Raw genomic sequence first — 15,903 nt, 5'->3', positions numbered from 1 at the left:
TACTATTACACCCGGATTAAAAGTTCGTGTCGGCTCTGTAATAGTGACCATTGCTTTAAATTTCCCCAACTTCTACTGAAAAAATTTAAAAATCAAAGCCAATCAGATTTTCTGCGATTTCATCAAATGATTCTGCCGATTGCTCGAAGTATTGCTGCCAAGATTCTTTCGCCCAAATTTCAATTTTACTCGATACACCTAATATCACACATTCTTTTTCAAGATTAGCGTATCCAATCAGTGTAGATGGAATATTGATTCGGCCTTGCTTGTCCACTTCTACTTCTGTAGCCCCAGAAAAGAAAAATCGCGCAAATGCACGTGCATCTTTTTTGGTCATCGGTAAATCCTTTAATTTATCTTCGAGTTTTCGCCATTCATCCATAGGATATCCAAAAATGCATTGATCTAGCCCGCGAGTTATTACAAAGTGTTCTCCAAGTGATTCTCGAAACTTTGCAGGGACAATCATACGGCCTTTTGCATCGATAGAATGTTGATATTCTCCCATGAACATGCTACTCACCCCACTTTAATAAATAATGTACCACATCCCCCCACTTTCTACCACCAAATTCATTGCTTCTCATAACAATAAATTGAAATTACGTAAATGAGCATATTCTCACACATACGTTCGGTGCCAAAAGACACAAAAAAGAGCTATCTCTATACGAGATAACTCTTATTTTTTATAAGGTAACAAGTTGGTGTTTCATGGAAATACTCATAGGTAACGCCAATAAATCATCAATCAGCTTTTCCCCATAGGTATTTAGAAATAGATAAGGGTTATACAGGCGCTCCTGATAACTATTATTCGGATATAATAGTGACTGGATCGTTTTGTATTGGCGAATTGCAACTTCATGCTTTTCTATATTTTGCTGTTCCAATTTTGAGCGTAAATAATGGAATTGGCGTTCATGGTAATTTTTATTCTTCTCCAATAAATCTTCCACATGATAGTTACCATGCTGAAGATAGCTCGTCAGCTGTTCGTATTGTTCTTCCATCTGTTTTTGCATCTGCTCAATTGCGCGGGTTACTTGCTCGTCTCTCACACTTTCTACAAATTGTGCTAAATGCTCATCGATCTTGCCTGTGAGCACATCAGTTACAGATAGTTCTTTTTGTTCCAATAACGCATCTACTTGACGGGTAACAAGCGTAATGCTGAGTCTTGGCGCAAATATCGGCATTTGCAGCTGCAGTGTATCAAAAGCAGGCTTTAACGTAGCCCAATAAGCAAGCTCACCAGGACCGCCGACAAAAGCGAGTACCGGCAGTGCCATTTCCTGCATTAATGGTCGGGTTACAACATTATTGCTTAAACTTTCAGGAGACTCATTCGCTATAGCCAATAGTTCCTCTTTTGAAAAATTCGCATGTGCCGTTCCATTTTTAAAATGGCCGCCACTTCGTTCCAGCAGAAAACGCTCGCCTTCTTTAATGTAAAATAAATTCGCATTTTGCTCCGTAGCTTCGATTGGCATTGCATAGCCATTCTCCTCAAGCTTTCTTTCCTGCGCTACAACACCCGTTGCAATTGATTCGTTCTTTTCAATCAATTGGACAAAATAGTTTTTTTCATATTGTCTGAACGGTCCATATGTTGCATCCAACATTAATAAACCATGTTTTTTAAATAAATCATTCATCAGTAGCGTAAAGAAATCCGTAAATGTTTCACTATTTTCTGCATGGCTCAAAACATTTTTCAGCAAGTCTGCTGTATGTTCTGTTTCTCCGAAATCTTTAAATACATTTAAAATAAACTGTTGTAGTGCTTCTTTATTCAATTCTGTAGTTGAAGCCATTTTCTTCAGCTTAGAACGTTCACTGTAACCACGTTTTTTCACTTCGCCGTTCGCCATTGTATACGTATGATTGATCTCTTCAATATCGTGATCTTCACCCGCAATCCAAAACATTGGTACGACTGGTGCATTTAGTTTTTCTCTTTGTTGTTCCGCCAGCAGAATAACCGTAATCGCTTTATGAACAGAATAGAGAGGACCTGTCAGCAATCCAGCCTGCTGACCACCCACTACCACTACCGCACCTTGTTCAAGCTCATCTAAGTGATGCGCCGTTTTTTCCGAGATGCCGTACTGCTCCATATAACTGCGAATAATTTGAGCCAGCTCTTTCGAACGATATGCACGATTTTTCAAATATGCAAATCGTTGATCAAAAGCTCCCTCATTATATTTATATTCAAAAAACGAATGGATATCGGCATTCTCCGACCAATAGTCTCCTAATAGCTTATTCGTTACTGGTGAATTTATTTGTTCTAGCTCCATGAAAAATTCTCCTCTACTTCTCTTTACTCAATTTTAAAATTACCTTTATCATTGTTTTGCCTCTTGTTTTCCGGATACTAGTTTATAGTAAAAGAAAAGTCCAGCCACCTAATCAACCATCATAAACATCATAACTGAATGGGTAATTCCAACAATCCAAATTATAAAATAAGTGATGCTGAACAATAAAAAGTAAAAACGCCATATTTTTTTCATTAATGGCTTTACTTCAAGTTCTTTTTTCGTTCGCCAATCAACATATGTAAAAACAATCGCAATTACAAGTACAACAATTAGCATCGGCATTAATATACCAATATTCCATACTGCTTGTAACGCAATTGGTATCGAAAATAACAAAAGAAATGTTGTAATATCCGCTGCCAAGCCAATCGCTTTATATTTATTCATCCGAAGCTTACGGCATATGAGCAGCATAGTGATAAAAACAATAATCGGGCACACAATAATTGTCGCCACTAAATATTGAAAAAATAATATCACAGTTGTTCACCGCTCTCTTCAAATGCTTTCACTAGTTGATAAAGTGTTTGTAACACAGGTAATTCTTTCCCGTTTTGCTCCGCTTTTTTCAAAATTGCTCCCGCTATCGTATCAATTTCGGTTTTGCGATTTGCGAGACGATCTGCCAGCATAGACGATGTATTTTCTGCCGTCTTTTCACAAAGCGCAACCACTTGTTCAAATTGGAACGTTTCTTTAAAATGCGGAAATGCCGTCATGAGTTCGTTATATAATTCGTTTAATAATTGTAATGTATAGCTCTGTGAAATCAGCTGTCCATTTTTCACTTGCAATATCGCGGTTAATGGATTGATAAAACAATTCAGCAGTGCTTTCTCCATCAGCATCATTTCGGCATCCTGTTCAAATACGATCGGCAAATTTGACGATGAAAGTTCAAGCAGGAAATCAAACTTGCTGTGATCCCCTTTTGCAACAGCAATCTTCATCACGCCTTCCCCTTTATGGGCGACATGATACTGCGACAGTTTTAGAGCCCCGAATTGGATCGAGCTAAATGCAATATGGGCTTTACTTAATGCAAGTGCTTCCTCATAATGCGCTAAACCATTTTGCAAAAATAATAACGGAATAGATTCTTTTACCTGCTCCATACTTGCATACACTTCATGAAGTTGTCCATATTTTACTGCTATGATGATTAAATCCGCTTCATTTGAAAGTGCCGAAATATATTTAACATTGACGGTCACGACAGATTGATTCAAATTCGTCCTAGCAATCTGAATATCCCTACATTCAGTTTTTTCAACAGGTTTTCCGACAATATATATGTCCATATTCTTTTCAGCAAAATAGCTTGCTACTAATAAACCAACTGCACCTGCCCCAATGATTTCAATTCGCATTATATTATACCTCAAATTTATTTCGAATTAAAAAGGTCTGCCTTCAAGACAGACCTTTAGGTAAATTTATTATACTGGATATACCGGATGTTTTCGATAAGGTAAGACAATTTGTTTTGAATTATAGTAATTAAAGCGTTGAATTAATGTATGTCGAAGTTGATTTGGTGCGACAATATCATCAATCACCATTTCGGAAGCCAATTTGTATAAATCAATTTCTTCCTTGTATTCTTCGATTTTTTGTTTCACAAACTGTATCCGCTCTTTCGGATCTTCAATCGCCTCGATTTTATTTGAATAAACAGCATTCACAGCCGCTTCAGGACCCATAACCGCGATTTGGGCTGTCGGCAATGCAATGACTGCATCCGGCTCAAATGCCGGTCCGCACATTGCATATAGGCCAGCTCCATAAGCTTTACGAACGATAACCGAAATTTTCGGTACTGTTGCGGAACTCATTGCTGATATAAATTTCGCCCCATGTCGAATAATGCCTGCCTTTTCTACTTTTGTACCGATCATAAAGCCCGGTACATCCGCTAAAAATAGCAGCGGAATGGAGAAGGCATCACATAGCGTTATAAACTTCGCCGCTTTGTCAGCAGAATCGATAAACAATACGCCGCCTTTTACTTTTGGCTGATTGGCGATAATCCCTACAACTTGCCCATCGATGCGGGCTAGCCCTGTGATTAGTTCAGAAGCGAAAAGCTTTTTAATTTCAAAGAAGCTGTCTTCATCAATGAGCTGTTCAATGCATTCATACATATCAAACGGTGCATTCTGATTTTCCGGAATAATCTCTTCCAGTGTTCTCCCGCTTTTCGGTGCCTTTGTTTCATCAATCGGCGGGAATTCTGCGAAGTTCTCAGGGAAATAACTGATATAACGTCTCGCTTCACGGATTGCCTCTTCTTCGTTTGCAGCCAATACATCCCCACAGCCGCTAACGGTACAGTGCATACGCGCTCCACCCATTTCTTCCAGCGAAACTTTTTCACCGATAACTTTTTCAGCCATTCTCGGTGACCCTAAGTACATTGAAGCATTTCCGTCCACCATTATTACAATGTCACAAAAGGCCGGAATATAGGCTCCTCCTGCAGCAGATGGACCGAATAAAATACATATTTGAGGAATCATTCCGCTCATACGTACTTGATTATGGAAAATACGACCTGCTCCGCGTCGACCAGGGAACATTTCCAGCTGATCTGTAATGCGCGCTCCTGCAGAATCGACTAGGTAAAGCATTGGCACTTGCAACTTTTCCGCAGTTTCTTGAATACGGATTATTTTTTCAACTGTTCGCGATCCCCATGATCCAGCTTTGACAGTAGAGTCATTCGCCATAACGCATACCGTTTGCCCGTCAATTTGCCCAACAGCTGTTACAACACCATCTGCAGGCAAATCACCGGCCTCAACGTTAGCGAAACGGGCATCTTCCTCATAAATTCCATCATCAAATAGTTGTTTCAAGCGATCCCGGACAAAAAGTTTATTTGTTTCTTTTAACTTTTCATGATATTTTGGTTGCCCGCCTGCATATATTTCTTCTATTTTTTGCTGTAAGTGTTCGTTATAAGTAGGCTGTGTCATTATCTTTCCTCCATCACTTAAGCTAATTCTACTAAAATATCATTCTCTTCAACGAAATCTCCTTCAGCAACAGTAATTTTTGCTACTGTCCCATCCGCTTCTGCTTCATGCGGGATTTCCATTTTCATTGATTCCAAAATGATGAGTGTTTGCCCTTTTGTCACACTGTCCCCTTCTTTAACACTTACTTCGAATACTGTTCCTGCCATCTGTGCTTTTACTTCTGCCATGCAAAAGGCCCCCTTGTTAGAAGATATTTGCGCTACTTGCGCTATGTTTCTACTTCTATTGTAAGTAGCCTTAAAATTAATTACAATTATTTTCTCGAAAAATTATTTTATTTCTATTTATAACTCATTTTTCTTCAACTAGGTTTCCCCTTAGTTAAGGCTACACCTTGCTGTAACCACTTCGTAATTTTGTCGTACTCTGATTGCAGTTCCGAATATTTCATTTCTAGTTCGTTATATGCTTCTGTCAATTCTTCAAAACTAGATAACGCCAGCTTTAAGTGACTGCGCATCAACTGCTTCGGGCGCTTTCTGACACTGTTCAACACCTGTCCATACTGCGCTCGCAATGTTTTATTCCAGCGAAAGCCGCAAGCTTGCTTTGTCCGGTTTAATTCCTGTGCTGCCTGTTCAAAAGCTTCTAGTTGTGTACGTCCATTTTGAACTGTCTGAATCACAATTTCCGCTAACTTTTCATCGTCTGCAATTGTCCATTGATCTTTCCTTCTTTTTTGCTCCACAGTTGCACCACCTCATATTTTTTACTACTATATGCCATGATGAACAAAATAGACTTAAAAACAAAAAAAGTTACGAGAAAAATAGTTTTCATCGTAACTAGGGATCGTTAAGCAATTTGTTAACGGATTATTTTTTCTTTTCAAGGAAGTTCTGCACTGCTTTATGATGAGCTTCAGACTCCCACAGCTTTGCACATAGTCGGATTTCTTCCATCACCCGCTCATACATATTGCGTTCGCGCCATTTTCTTAATTCAATTTCTTTATATGCCTGGTGCACGGAAGGGTGAACCTTCACCATATGCTCAATGAAATCGGCAAGCGCCTGCTCTTTTGTTCCTTCGATATAGACGCGCATTGCCCAGCCAATCTCATATAATGTTTGCGCGTCATACGGTTTTGCATCTACGAGCATTTTTAATGCACGATCATGGCGAAGGCCACGCTCAAATAAATAAGTTCCTCCACCCCATCCGGACGTAATCGCCAATGTCCCTTGAATAAAACCGGCTTTGGCATGTGAGGAAATCAGGCGGAAATCACAAGCTGTCGCAATTTCACATCCGCCGCCGACAGCCGTCCCATTAATCAAAGCAATGGTCGGTACAGGCAATGTCGCTAAGTCATATAAAATATGGCCCATTTTACTCAGCATGCCAAATGCTTCTTCTTCTGTTTCCAAACTATGAAACTCCGACAGGTCCCCGCCTGAGCAAAACGACTTCTCACCAGCACCTGTAATAACTAAAAAGCGCACATCATTATGTTCTTTTATGTAAGCAATAACTTCTTTTAAACCATCCATCACCGCATAGTTTATCGCATTTCTTTTTTCTTCTCGGTTAATCGTAAATGTTAAAATCCCATCTTCATTCTGAATTAAATAATCCACTTTCCCATCCCCTTTAGTAATTATTTCGATATATCAAACTATTCTAATAATAGTAGAGCGCTATTGTTTTGACAATGCTTCTATCGAAAAACAGAAAAAAGACTAGTTAAGAGCCATGGTCTCTTAACTAGTCTTTATATAGCGTAAATACTGAATTATTTCGCTACTACTTCTTTACCTTTGTATTGTCCGCAAGCTTTGCAAACGCGGTGAGATAGTTTAGCTTCTCCACAGTTTGGGCAAGCTACCATACCAGGTACAGATAGTTTGAAATGCGTACGACGCTTTCTTTTTGCAGTTTTAGAAGTTCTTCTAAATGGTACAGCCATTGATGGCACCTCCTTACAGATATTTATTCATCTGTTTGATCAAAATACTTAGCTAAAGCAGCCAGTCTTGGATCCAATTTTGGTTCGTCAACTTCCTTAGCTTTTTCTACATCTTCATCCGTTGAATAGTCCCAGCCTTTACCGCCATGCACTTGTCCTTCGGTATTCTCTTTGAATACTTGCATCGGTACTTCCAGAAGAATTAATTCCTCCAGGACTGGTTTCATATCAACAACGTCACCATCAACATAATGGATATCGTCCTCAACATCCCCGCGATTTCTCTCATCGGTCCAGCTGAAAACCTCTACCGTTTCAATGTTCACAGGATATTCAACATCTTCCCACGTGCGTGCACATGGAAGCGTCAACGTAGTGCTAATCGTTAATTGACAAGTCATTTGCGATGCACCAAAAGTACAAAGCCCTTTTACATGAACGGGTGAAACGTTTCGAATATCGGGGTTACGAGTTTTTACTTCATCCAACTGAACAACTGTATCAATCGGCATTCCGTCTTTTCGAAACTTTGATAATTGATGAATTGACCATTTCATTCGTTAATCACCTCGAGACAACACTGTTTATTATATAGCCCATAAAAAAAGATGTCAAGATAATTTCTTGTCACTATTACAAAACGTGCTTATAATCAAATTAATTCTAACATATTGCATACATACATTCATTTCGAATGTATTGATGCGAACAAAAAACTATTTTAGCGTAAGGGGGAAGTTTATGCAAGCCGTCGGTATAGTTGTTGAATATAATCCGTTTCACAATGGCCATCTGCATCACGTAAACGAAGCAAAACGTACAACGAACAGTGATATTGCGGTTGCTGTTATGAGCGGTCAGTTTTTACAGCGAGGAGAGCCAGCACTCGTCGACAAATGGCATCGGACAAAAATGGCACTCGCAAGCGGGGTCGACGTCGTAATCGAGCTTCCCTATATTTTCAGTACCGCTCAGGCAACTGATTTTGCTTCAGGTGCCGTACAGCTACTGGAAGCAATGCAATGTACAACATTAGCATTTGGGAGCGAACAAGGAAGCATCACGCCCTTTCTGAACACCTATCACTTAATCGAAAGCAATCGTACACTTTATAATTCCATCATTAAAGAAACAATCCAGCAAGGCAAAAGCTACCCGCAAGCTCTTTTTACGGCATATGAACAGCTTAAACAACTTTCCCCGGATGCATACATTGATTTAGGGCAACCAAATAATATATTAGGCTTCCATTACGTCGAAGCAATCGAGAAGAATCAGACTGTTATGCGGCCCGCTACTATTCAGCGAATTGCTGCAGGTTATCATGATGCGATTGATACAGACAGTGAAATTGCCAGTGCAACCGGGATTCGACAGGCATTGTTCAGCGGTAAGTCTCTAAAACAGGTTACACAATATTTACCTGAGTCAAGTATCGATCAACTTGTTCACTGGCAGGAAAATCATGGTCTCTTTGCCAGCTGGCATGGTTTCTGGCCACTTTTACAATATGCTATTTTAAGACATACCCCTCAGCAGTTAAAACAGTATGCAGACGTATCAGAAGGGCTTGAAAACTCACTTATTAAATATGCAAGAACAAGTTCGGATTTTGAGGAGTTTATGAATGCGTTGAAATCGAAGCGTTATACATGGACAAGACTGCAGCGAATGCTGACACATATTTATACAGGAATCACAAAAGAACAGTTACATGCCTATTCAAGCCCTACTTATATTCGGATATTGGGCATGACAGCAGCAGGACAGCAATATATTTCAAAAATTAAAAAGTCCCTTTCACTGCCGCTCATCAGCCGGGTTGCAGCTGTCAACGATCCAATCCTGGCAATCGATCTGCACGCGACCCAGATGTATCAATTAGGCATTCAGCAGTTTTCAAATAAAAAAATAGACGAAGATTATAAAACTCCGCCTATTCGCTATTAATTTTTCGGTTTTAGTTGTTTTAAATAATTCAGGGCATCATCGATTGTTTTTACAGGAACGACTTTCATATCGGAATCAATGTCCTTAGCTGTTTCGGCTGCCACCTCATAATTTGAAGTAATGCTTGGGTTATACTCAAGCATTTCTTTTGTTATTTCATCATCAGGCGCAAAGAAAATATCGACGCCTTCTTTATCCGCAGAAACAACTTTTTTCTCAATACCGCCGATTCGGCCTACTGTTCCATCCTCCAGCATTTCACCGGTACCTGCAATTTCATAGCCTCTTGTTAAATCTTCATCGATCAGCTGATTTAACAGCTCTAAAGTAAACATTAAACCGGCAGACGGTCCGCCGATATCCTCTGTTTTGACGGTCACTTTCGGGTCTGTTTTGATTGACTTACTTTCTGAATAGGTAATACCGATCCCGATACGCCCTTCAGTACCTGGAATTTCTTTAATCTCCAATGTTTCATCAATCAGTTTTCCATCACGTTTTACAACTAGGTTAATCTTATCCCCTTTTACTTTCGGTGTAATCAGCGTCAAAAACGTATCCAAACTGTCAATACGCTCATTATCCACTTCAACAATTTCGTCTCCCGGTTTTAAATGCCCGTCTGCAGCACCATCTGCAAGGACATTCAACACATAAAGCCCTTTGTATGTCACCTGATAATCAAGCCCTGCGCGATTGAACGCTACATACGTGGCATTAAATTGGGAGTCCGTCATATATTTCAACTGACGAACATTATACTCTTCGTCATCTTCTTCCTCTTGTCGCACATCTGATAATTTTACAATATCATAATAATCCGCGACGGCTGCCAGTGCATACGTTAGCGGAGTTGCCTGCCCCATTGCAACGGTCGTCATATAAAATGAACCTTCATCGTCCTGGTCCCCATTTTGAATAGCCAAAAATTCGCTTACATTATATGTACCACCCGGTTTTGTAATATAGTAATCCAACCGATAAAATGACAAACCCATTAATATAATTAAAAACAGGCCAAATGCTATTTTCCCTTTATTCCCCATTTATTTGAACTCCTCTATAATTAATCACTTTCACATCATCGTAATTGTATCCGGACCAATATTTGTAAGCTGTTAACAAATAGTAAGACGATTCCTCAACAAAAATCGTTCCTTGAAAATTACGTTCTGACTACTTGAAATACTAATTTAATCTTCAATTGCATACAATTAGTGTAGCATTTGAACGAGCGAATGACAAAATATTGAAAAGGATGAAAAATATTTGGACAATCCTTTTATGTATTACATTAATTAGTTTATTATTGTTCTTCCCGGAAATGACACATGTTGGCGCAGACATTGGTGTTTCACTTTTTATGGAAGCTTTATTTCCATACTTACTGCCGTATTTAGTGTTAACAACTTGGCTTTTAAAATTGACCCATTCCTATAATAACTCACCGTTTTTCGTTTTTTTGCAAACCTACGGAATTAGTGCAATCGGGGGGTACCCTACAGGTGCTGCTACAATTACGCAACTCGTGAAACGTAATTCGATCACAAAGCAGCAAGCTGCCTATTTACTAGGTATTTGCCATTGTCCAAGCCCGCTATTTTTATTCGGCTTTGTCGGAAGTGATTTATTAAATTCCACATCATTCAGCTGGCAATATTTAATTTTATTACATAGCTTCTCACTCATTTTACTCATTGCCGTATATAAATTATCTCCTCCGCTTTCGAAGGAAGTGCATAGAGCACCAAAAGACCCGACACCGTTTACGTCAAGTATCAAGGAAAGTGCCCCGACGATATTAATTGTGGCAACAACGATCATCTTCTTTACGACGATTTATCAAGTGTTTCTACATAGTGTCGAAATGGTTTTCAAATCAATTCCTACCTATTTAGAAATTGGAATTGCCAGCTTTCTCGAAGTTACGAACGGGTTACATTTACTGCACCAGCAACTATATGGCGACATGCTCATATTTTTCACTGTTGTATTTTTGACAACTCAAAGTCTAAGTATTCATCTTCAGGTAATCGTAATTGCCCGATCGGCAAACATTGCGATTCGACCATATATTTTCACACGTCTGATTTACAGCATTGTCATTCCGATCTTATTTTTCCTGCTGTTTTTATAAGAAGTTTTTTTTATGGAGTCTATTGATTACCGTTGCGGCGGACGCTTTTTTGCGGGTACAGCCAGCTCCATTGTGAAAACAAAAGAACTTCTGTGTAAGGGATTATCCTTCACAGAAGTTCTTTTTTATTTGGAGAATTTTTCGTTTAATGCGTGTTCAACATGTGCTGGAACAAGTTCACTTACATTCCCGCCATATTTGGCTACTTCTTTTACAATGCTTGAACTTAAAAATGAATACTGATTTTTTGACATGATGAAAAATGTTTCAATATTTTCATCAAGCACTCGGTTCATCGAAGTAATCTGCATTTCATATTCAAAGTCGGAAACTGCACGTAAACCACGGACAATGGCTTTCGCTTTCTTTTCACGGGCATAATCGATCAGTAATCCCGAAGAGGTTTCGATTCGAATATTCGGCAAATCTTTTGTCACTTCTTTAATTAAGGCTGTACGTTCTTCTATTGAGAACAATGGTTTTTTTGCTGAGTTATTTAATACTGCGACATATACTGTGTCAAAAACATCGGCTGCCCGACGAATGATATCTATATGACCATTCGTAATCGGATCAAAACTTCCAGGTACTACTGCGATTTTTTCTGTCAAACGATTTCTCCCTCTTCCTCTTCATGACGATAAATAGAAATGATCGTACTGCCGTATTCTTCTTGTCTTACAAGGTTAAAGCTGCCGTAGTTTTCCGGCAGCGTGACTTCTGTTGAATGCTCGCACATAATGATTGCATCATGCGCCAATTTCCCGCCCTCAACAAGTGTTTCGACTAAATCATAATATTCCTTTTTGTGATATGGCGGATCCAAAAATAAGTAGTCAATGACAATATCTCTTTTTAATAAAGCCTTCACCGCACGCGTCGCATCTGTCCGGAAAAGTTCAGATACATTCTCATAACGGCATGTTTTTATATTTTCCTGGAGTACTTGGAAAGCACGTGCATCTTTCTCAATAAACAGCGCATGGTCTGCCCCCCGACTAAGTGTCTCGATACCAAGTCCGCCACTTCCGGCAAATAGGTCTACTGCCAAACCACCATTAAAGAATGGTCCAATCATATTAAAAATGGATTCCTTTACTTTATCTGTTGTCGGTCGTGTTGTATTTCCTGTAATCGCCTTTAAAGGCATTCCTTTTCTGTCTCCTGCAACAACGCGCATGTTTTCCACCAAACTTTCTTACTAAATCGTTTTTAAGGAGCCGTAATATCAATCCGGTCTTCCGTTTTTTTAATGTCAACTAAAAACAGGCGCTGCAACCACGATTCCTCAATGAAATATTGACCCGCAACCTGTTTTACAGGTAACGATGCCGTATTATAGCGTCGCTGATTAAATACATAAAAACCCGGTTCGTGCGGGAATCGGAATTCACGTGTTTCACTTACGGCATAATAACCGTGTTCACCTATACTTACATCATACCCGATTGATTCAAGCAGTAAATCCGCTCCGTACAATACTTCGCCATCTTTTAGTACGACTTGTACGGCAGGTTGCTTTTCCGAATTGACATATAGATGCCGTGGGTCATTATATAAAAACGGATAGGACTTTTCTGATTGGGCGTTCATCGAAATATATTTCGTAGAAGCTCCCAATATTTCAGACAGTTCCTTGTCGAGTAGTTCTCCACTGACTTTTTTGCCTTCCAATGCGCGTAAACGTTCCCGCCAATCTGTCAATTGCCCGTCCGTTAATTGGCCGGTAATTGTTGCAGCGACTTCTTTTGTTTTTTCAGTACCAAATACTGTACCCGTTAAAAAGGAGGCCATTAATTCTTTCAGCCAATACGGACTGTCACCAAACTCATAAGTTGCTTCAAGTTGGGTAATCAGTATATTTCGCTGCACCTTCGCAACGGTTGCATCTGGTACAAAAAGCATACGGAATCCGTCTATACCATCAACATTCGTGCCATTAATGACTGCAAGATACTCGTCGTTTATAAAATTGACTTTTTCCAGCTTTTCATAAAATGCAGCTTTTAATGGGGTTCTTGAATAAATGGAAACAGCACCGACTTCATTTTGCAGCGCAAAGTCCCCATCTTGCCAAAACAGATCTTTTACAGGACCTTCCCCGCTAAACATCGAATAGTTGACTAGTGACAAGTTTTGTTCACCGATTAGCGGCAAACCTGTTACCCATTGTCCTTTCACTTCTTTTCCAGTGGAAATATGGACAGTAGTGAATTGGACGTCACCTTTTTTTAATGTAGCAAAAACATTTTTCATCAGCTTACGGGACTGTAAGCCGTCTGTTAATGGAATGACATAGGAAATCGATTGTGCCCGTGTTTCTCCTGCATTAAACTTTGTGGAGTCTTCACTTAAACGTGCACAGCTATGTTCATTTTCTATAAAACAATCCGGATTAATGGAAGTTTTCGGCCATTCAATCATAAGTTCTTCGTTCGGCAAATTTTTAAAGTGCTGACGAATATCCAGGCTTTCGCCACGGTACACTATTTCAATTTCCTGAGAATAACGATAGCCTTTCTCTGTCGAATCCAAATTATCCGAATAAACTTGGAACTGCATAAAAAGTATAGTTCCGATTAGTATCGTTAAAAATGAAAAAATACTAACGGCAATTTTCAAGTGCCTGACCTCCTGCGTCATGTTACTATTATAAAGAAAGGATGTGCTAAAAATGATTCAACAATTTATCGAACTCGGTCAAGGCTATGGCGATATATACGAGCTTTGCGAACTGGTCAAAACAAATGAGCATCGATTCCATAACGCATTTATTTTCACCGCAACTCATGATGGCAATTCAGTCGCTTCGTTAGCCGTGGCTTTTAAACCATCAGGTGAAAGCAAATTCATGCCAATATATATTTGCCGCGAAGGGATTCCATATAGCGAGGAAAAACTGTCAAAGCGAATTGAGATATTTAAACAAACGATTCAAGATGCTAAGCAGCAAGAAAACATTCTTGAAATTAAACACTCATCTGTTTTTTCGGAAAAAAATCAGTTTTATCAATACTTAATTGGTATTTTAAGATTAAATCGTTACATACCACCGATGCAGTAAGTAAAAATTATAAGCCAATTTTATAATCGTACTCTTTTGCCTTATCCGGCTTTGCATTTTCAAATTCATTTTTAACAAATGGACGGTATGATTCAACAACGTCTTTCACAAATGGAAGGCGTTGTATTTTATTTTTCAATGTTTCGATTTCGTCTCGATTACAATAAATCACAACATATTTTAATCTTCTGGAGATGAAATTTACGTGACCATACTTCCTTAACGACTTCGCATGTTTTAATTGATGAACGTATATAATTAAACCTTGTCTTTCATTCATGGAAAACTCCTCGTTTCTTCATAAAAAAATTTATATTCAGCTTAATCACGCAACAAATTCCTGTAAATTTCTTCAGTTTCAAGCCGTCTTTTTCACTAAAAGCATACCAAATGTGCAAATTGTTAGCAACAGAGTTTAGACAGTTCCACTTCTTTTCCGTTATAATGGAAAATAGTAGAGTGAGATATACACTTCATACTATTTTAAGCTTTAAAAACACATTTATTGCACATAGCTTTCAACGAAACAATGTACGGTTAGAGGAGGACGAATTTAATGGGTAAGAAAACTAAAGTTGCTTTAGCAATCGCGGCGGCTAGTGCGGCGGTATGGGCAGGAACAAAAGCGATTTCAAAGCCGCAAAAACGTGAATCAAAAGAAGCATTACAATTTGAACGTCCAATTATTATCGCACAACATGGAGGCGCTGGTCTGGCACCTGAACATTCGTTACTTGCTTTTGAACGAGCAGCGGAAATCGGTGTGGATGGCTTTACAGTAAGTGTACGCCTTTCAAAAGATGAAGAAATTGTCGCTTTTCATGATGCAACGGTAGACCGCACAACAAATGGCTCTGGCTTTATTAAAGATTTTACACTTGAACAATTAAAAGAACTCAATATCGGCTACAACTTTGAAGATTTAGAAGGTGCTTTCCCATACAGAGAACAGCATGTACTTGCCGTGACATTACGCCAATTAATCGAAACTTATCCAGATAAACTATTTATCGTAAACATTCAAGATAGTCCAGACACATATGAAGGTAGTTTAATGCCTTCTAAACTATGGCGCTTAATTGAAGAATTGAATATTCAATACCAGGTAATCGTGACAAGTCCGTATAGCGAACAAATCGACCGCTTCAACTTATATGCGCAAAACCGTATCGCTCTTGGTGCCGGTGAAGGCGATATTAAGAAGGCAATGACGTCATTTACAAGCCAATTCGGTCATCTGTATCACCCAAAAGTGGACTTGTTCATCGTTCCACTGAAACAGGGTGTTTTCAATTATGACTCACCGCGCTTTATTAAGTTTTTATCGGAACTTAATGTACCGACAATTTACAGTGATATCGATGATCTTGTAACAATGAACCGTGTCATCCGACAAGGGGCAATGGGGATTGTGACAAACCGTCCGGATATCGCAGAAGTACTCATCCAAAAAGTATCGCAATAACAAA

Annotated in this window: 19 protein-coding genes; 4 read left to right on the top strand and 15 right to left on the bottom strand. The window is 39.1% G+C overall.

Features of this window, described 5'->3' with window-relative positions:
- Nucleotides 1-85 precede the first annotated feature (85 nt).
- The 10 genes from mraZ to MKY27_RS04185 all read right to left on the bottom strand — a co-directional run bounded on the left by mraZ (nucleotide 86) and on the right by MKY27_RS04185 (nucleotide 7,840).
- The gene (mraZ, locus tag MKY27_RS04230; RefSeq protein ID WP_014824545.1) at nucleotides 86-517 is read right to left on the bottom strand and encodes a division/cell wall cluster transcriptional repressor MraZ; all 432 of its coding nucleotides are present in this window, start codon (nucleotides 515-517) and stop codon (nucleotides 86-88) included.
- Between the two features lie 175 nt (nucleotides 518-692).
- Nucleotides 693-2,309 (bottom strand): bacillithiol biosynthesis cysteine-adding enzyme BshC, encoded by a 1,617-nt coding sequence (gene bshC / locus MKY27_RS04225; protein WP_339198014.1) that lies wholly within the window; start codon nucleotides 2,307-2,309, stop codon nucleotides 693-695.
- A 108-nt stretch (nucleotides 2,310-2,417) separates the two neighbouring features.
- Entirely contained in the window at nucleotides 2,418-2,813 is a 396-nt protein-coding gene (locus MKY27_RS04220; RefSeq protein WP_339198012.1) for a DUF3397 domain-containing protein, read from the bottom strand.
- Nucleotides 2,810-3,703, bottom strand: a complete 894-nt coding sequence (locus MKY27_RS04215; RefSeq protein ID WP_339198009.1) for a 2-dehydropantoate 2-reductase — start codon at nucleotides 3,701-3,703, stop codon at nucleotides 2,810-2,812. Before MKY27_RS04215 ends, MKY27_RS04220 begins: the two co-directional genes overlap by 4 nt.
- 69 nt (nucleotides 3,704-3,772) lie before the next feature.
- Nucleotides 3,773-5,311: an acyl-CoA carboxylase subunit beta gene (locus MKY27_RS04210; RefSeq protein WP_339198007.1), complete on the bottom strand. Its 1,539-nt coding sequence runs from the start codon at nucleotides 5,309-5,311 to the stop codon at nucleotides 3,773-3,775.
- Between the two features lie 17 nt (nucleotides 5,312-5,328).
- Complete coding sequence (locus tag MKY27_RS04205; protein ID WP_079524997.1) at nucleotides 5,329-5,541, bottom strand: acetyl-CoA carboxylase biotin carboxyl carrier protein subunit; 213 nt, start codon at nucleotides 5,539-5,541, stop codon at nucleotides 5,329-5,331.
- A gap of 134 nt (nucleotides 5,542-5,675) precedes the next feature.
- A complete protein-coding gene (locus MKY27_RS04200; RefSeq protein ID WP_339175443.1) occupies nucleotides 5,676-6,062 on the bottom strand; it encodes a transcriptional regulator in 387 nt (128 codons plus the stop codon).
- Nucleotides 6,063-6,189: 127 nt separating this feature from the next.
- Entirely contained in the window at nucleotides 6,190-6,954 is a 765-nt protein-coding gene (locus MKY27_RS04195; RefSeq protein ID WP_339175442.1) for an enoyl-CoA hydratase/isomerase family protein, read from the bottom strand.
- 155 nt (nucleotides 6,955-7,109) lie between these two features.
- On the bottom strand, nucleotides 7,110-7,283 hold the full coding sequence (rpmF, locus tag MKY27_RS04190; RefSeq protein ID WP_008403415.1) for a 50S ribosomal protein L32: 174 nt from the start codon (nucleotides 7,281-7,283) through the stop codon (nucleotides 7,110-7,112).
- Between the two features lie 23 nt (nucleotides 7,284-7,306).
- Nucleotides 7,307-7,840: a YceD family protein gene (locus MKY27_RS04185; protein ID WP_339175441.1), complete on the bottom strand. Its 534-nt coding sequence runs from the start codon at nucleotides 7,838-7,840 to the stop codon at nucleotides 7,307-7,309.
- Nucleotides 7,841-8,024: 184 nt separating this feature from the next.
- Between MKY27_RS04185 and MKY27_RS04180 the strand changes: the two genes are divergently transcribed.
- The gene (locus tag MKY27_RS04180) at nucleotides 8,025-9,233 is read left to right on the top strand and encodes a nucleotidyltransferase (protein WP_339198006.1); all 1,209 of its coding nucleotides are present in this window, start codon (nucleotides 8,025-8,027) and stop codon (nucleotides 9,231-9,233) included.
- On the opposite strand, the gene MKY27_RS04175 is transcribed toward MKY27_RS04180, so the two are convergent.
- On the bottom strand, nucleotides 9,230-10,279 hold the full coding sequence (locus MKY27_RS04175; protein WP_339198004.1) for a SepM family pheromone-processing serine protease: 1,050 nt from the start codon (nucleotides 10,277-10,279) through the stop codon (nucleotides 9,230-9,232). The genes MKY27_RS04180 and MKY27_RS04175 overlap by 4 nt on opposite strands.
- A 212-nt stretch (nucleotides 10,280-10,491) precedes the next feature.
- On the opposite strand from MKY27_RS04175, the gene MKY27_RS04170 reads away from it, so the two are divergent.
- Nucleotides 10,492-11,370, top strand: coding sequence for a hypothetical protein (locus MKY27_RS04170; RefSeq protein WP_339176573.1), 879 nt, complete (start codon nucleotides 10,492-10,494; stop codon nucleotides 11,368-11,370).
- A 125-nt stretch (nucleotides 11,371-11,495) separates the two neighbouring features.
- Here the strand turns inward: MKY27_RS04170 and coaD are convergent, their stop codons facing one another.
- The 3 genes from coaD to MKY27_RS04155 are packed head-to-tail and all read right to left on the bottom strand — an operon-like array spanning nucleotide 11,496 to nucleotide 13,992.
- Nucleotides 11,496-11,981, bottom strand: a complete 486-nt coding sequence (gene coaD / locus MKY27_RS04165; protein WP_339198003.1) for a pantetheine-phosphate adenylyltransferase — start codon at nucleotides 11,979-11,981, stop codon at nucleotides 11,496-11,498.
- The gene (gene rsmD, locus MKY27_RS04160) at nucleotides 11,978-12,550 is read right to left on the bottom strand and encodes a 16S rRNA (guanine(966)-N(2))-methyltransferase RsmD (RefSeq protein ID WP_339198001.1); all 573 of its coding nucleotides are present in this window, start codon (nucleotides 12,548-12,550) and stop codon (nucleotides 11,978-11,980) included. Before rsmD ends, coaD begins: the two co-directional genes overlap by 4 nt.
- A 32-nt stretch (nucleotides 12,551-12,582) precedes the next feature.
- Nucleotides 12,583-13,992 carry an RNA polymerase II gene (locus MKY27_RS04155; RefSeq protein ID WP_339197999.1) on the bottom strand — a complete coding sequence of 470 codons (1,410 nt, stop codon included), beginning with the start codon at nucleotides 13,990-13,992 and terminating at the stop codon, nucleotides 12,583-12,585.
- Between the two features lie 52 nt (nucleotides 13,993-14,044).
- On the opposite strand from MKY27_RS04155, the gene MKY27_RS04150 reads away from it, so the two are divergent.
- Nucleotides 14,045-14,434, top strand: a complete 390-nt coding sequence (locus MKY27_RS04150; protein WP_339175430.1) for a methylthioribose kinase — start codon at nucleotides 14,045-14,047, stop codon at nucleotides 14,432-14,434.
- A gap of 7 nt (nucleotides 14,435-14,441) precedes the next feature.
- Here the strand turns inward: MKY27_RS04150 and MKY27_RS04145 are convergent, their stop codons facing one another.
- On the bottom strand, nucleotides 14,442-14,714 hold the full coding sequence (locus MKY27_RS04145; protein WP_008403430.1) for a YlbG family protein: 273 nt from the start codon (nucleotides 14,712-14,714) through the stop codon (nucleotides 14,442-14,444).
- 276 nt (nucleotides 14,715-14,990) lie between these two features.
- Between MKY27_RS04145 and MKY27_RS04140 the strand changes: the two genes are divergently transcribed.
- Nucleotides 14,991-15,899 carry a glycerophosphodiester phosphodiesterase family protein gene (locus tag MKY27_RS04140; RefSeq protein WP_339197997.1) on the top strand — a complete coding sequence of 303 codons (909 nt, stop codon included), beginning with the start codon at nucleotides 14,991-14,993 and terminating at the stop codon, nucleotides 15,897-15,899.
- Nucleotides 15,900-15,903 lie beyond the last annotated feature (4 nt).

It is taken from the genome of Solibacillus sp. FSL R5-0449 (genome assembly GCF_037975215.1).
In the GTDB taxonomy this organism is placed as follows: Bacteria; Bacillota; Bacilli; order Bacillales_A; family Planococcaceae; genus Solibacillus.
Note: the sequence above shows the minus strand (reverse complement) of the source record. Positions and strands in the feature narration are given on the sequence as shown.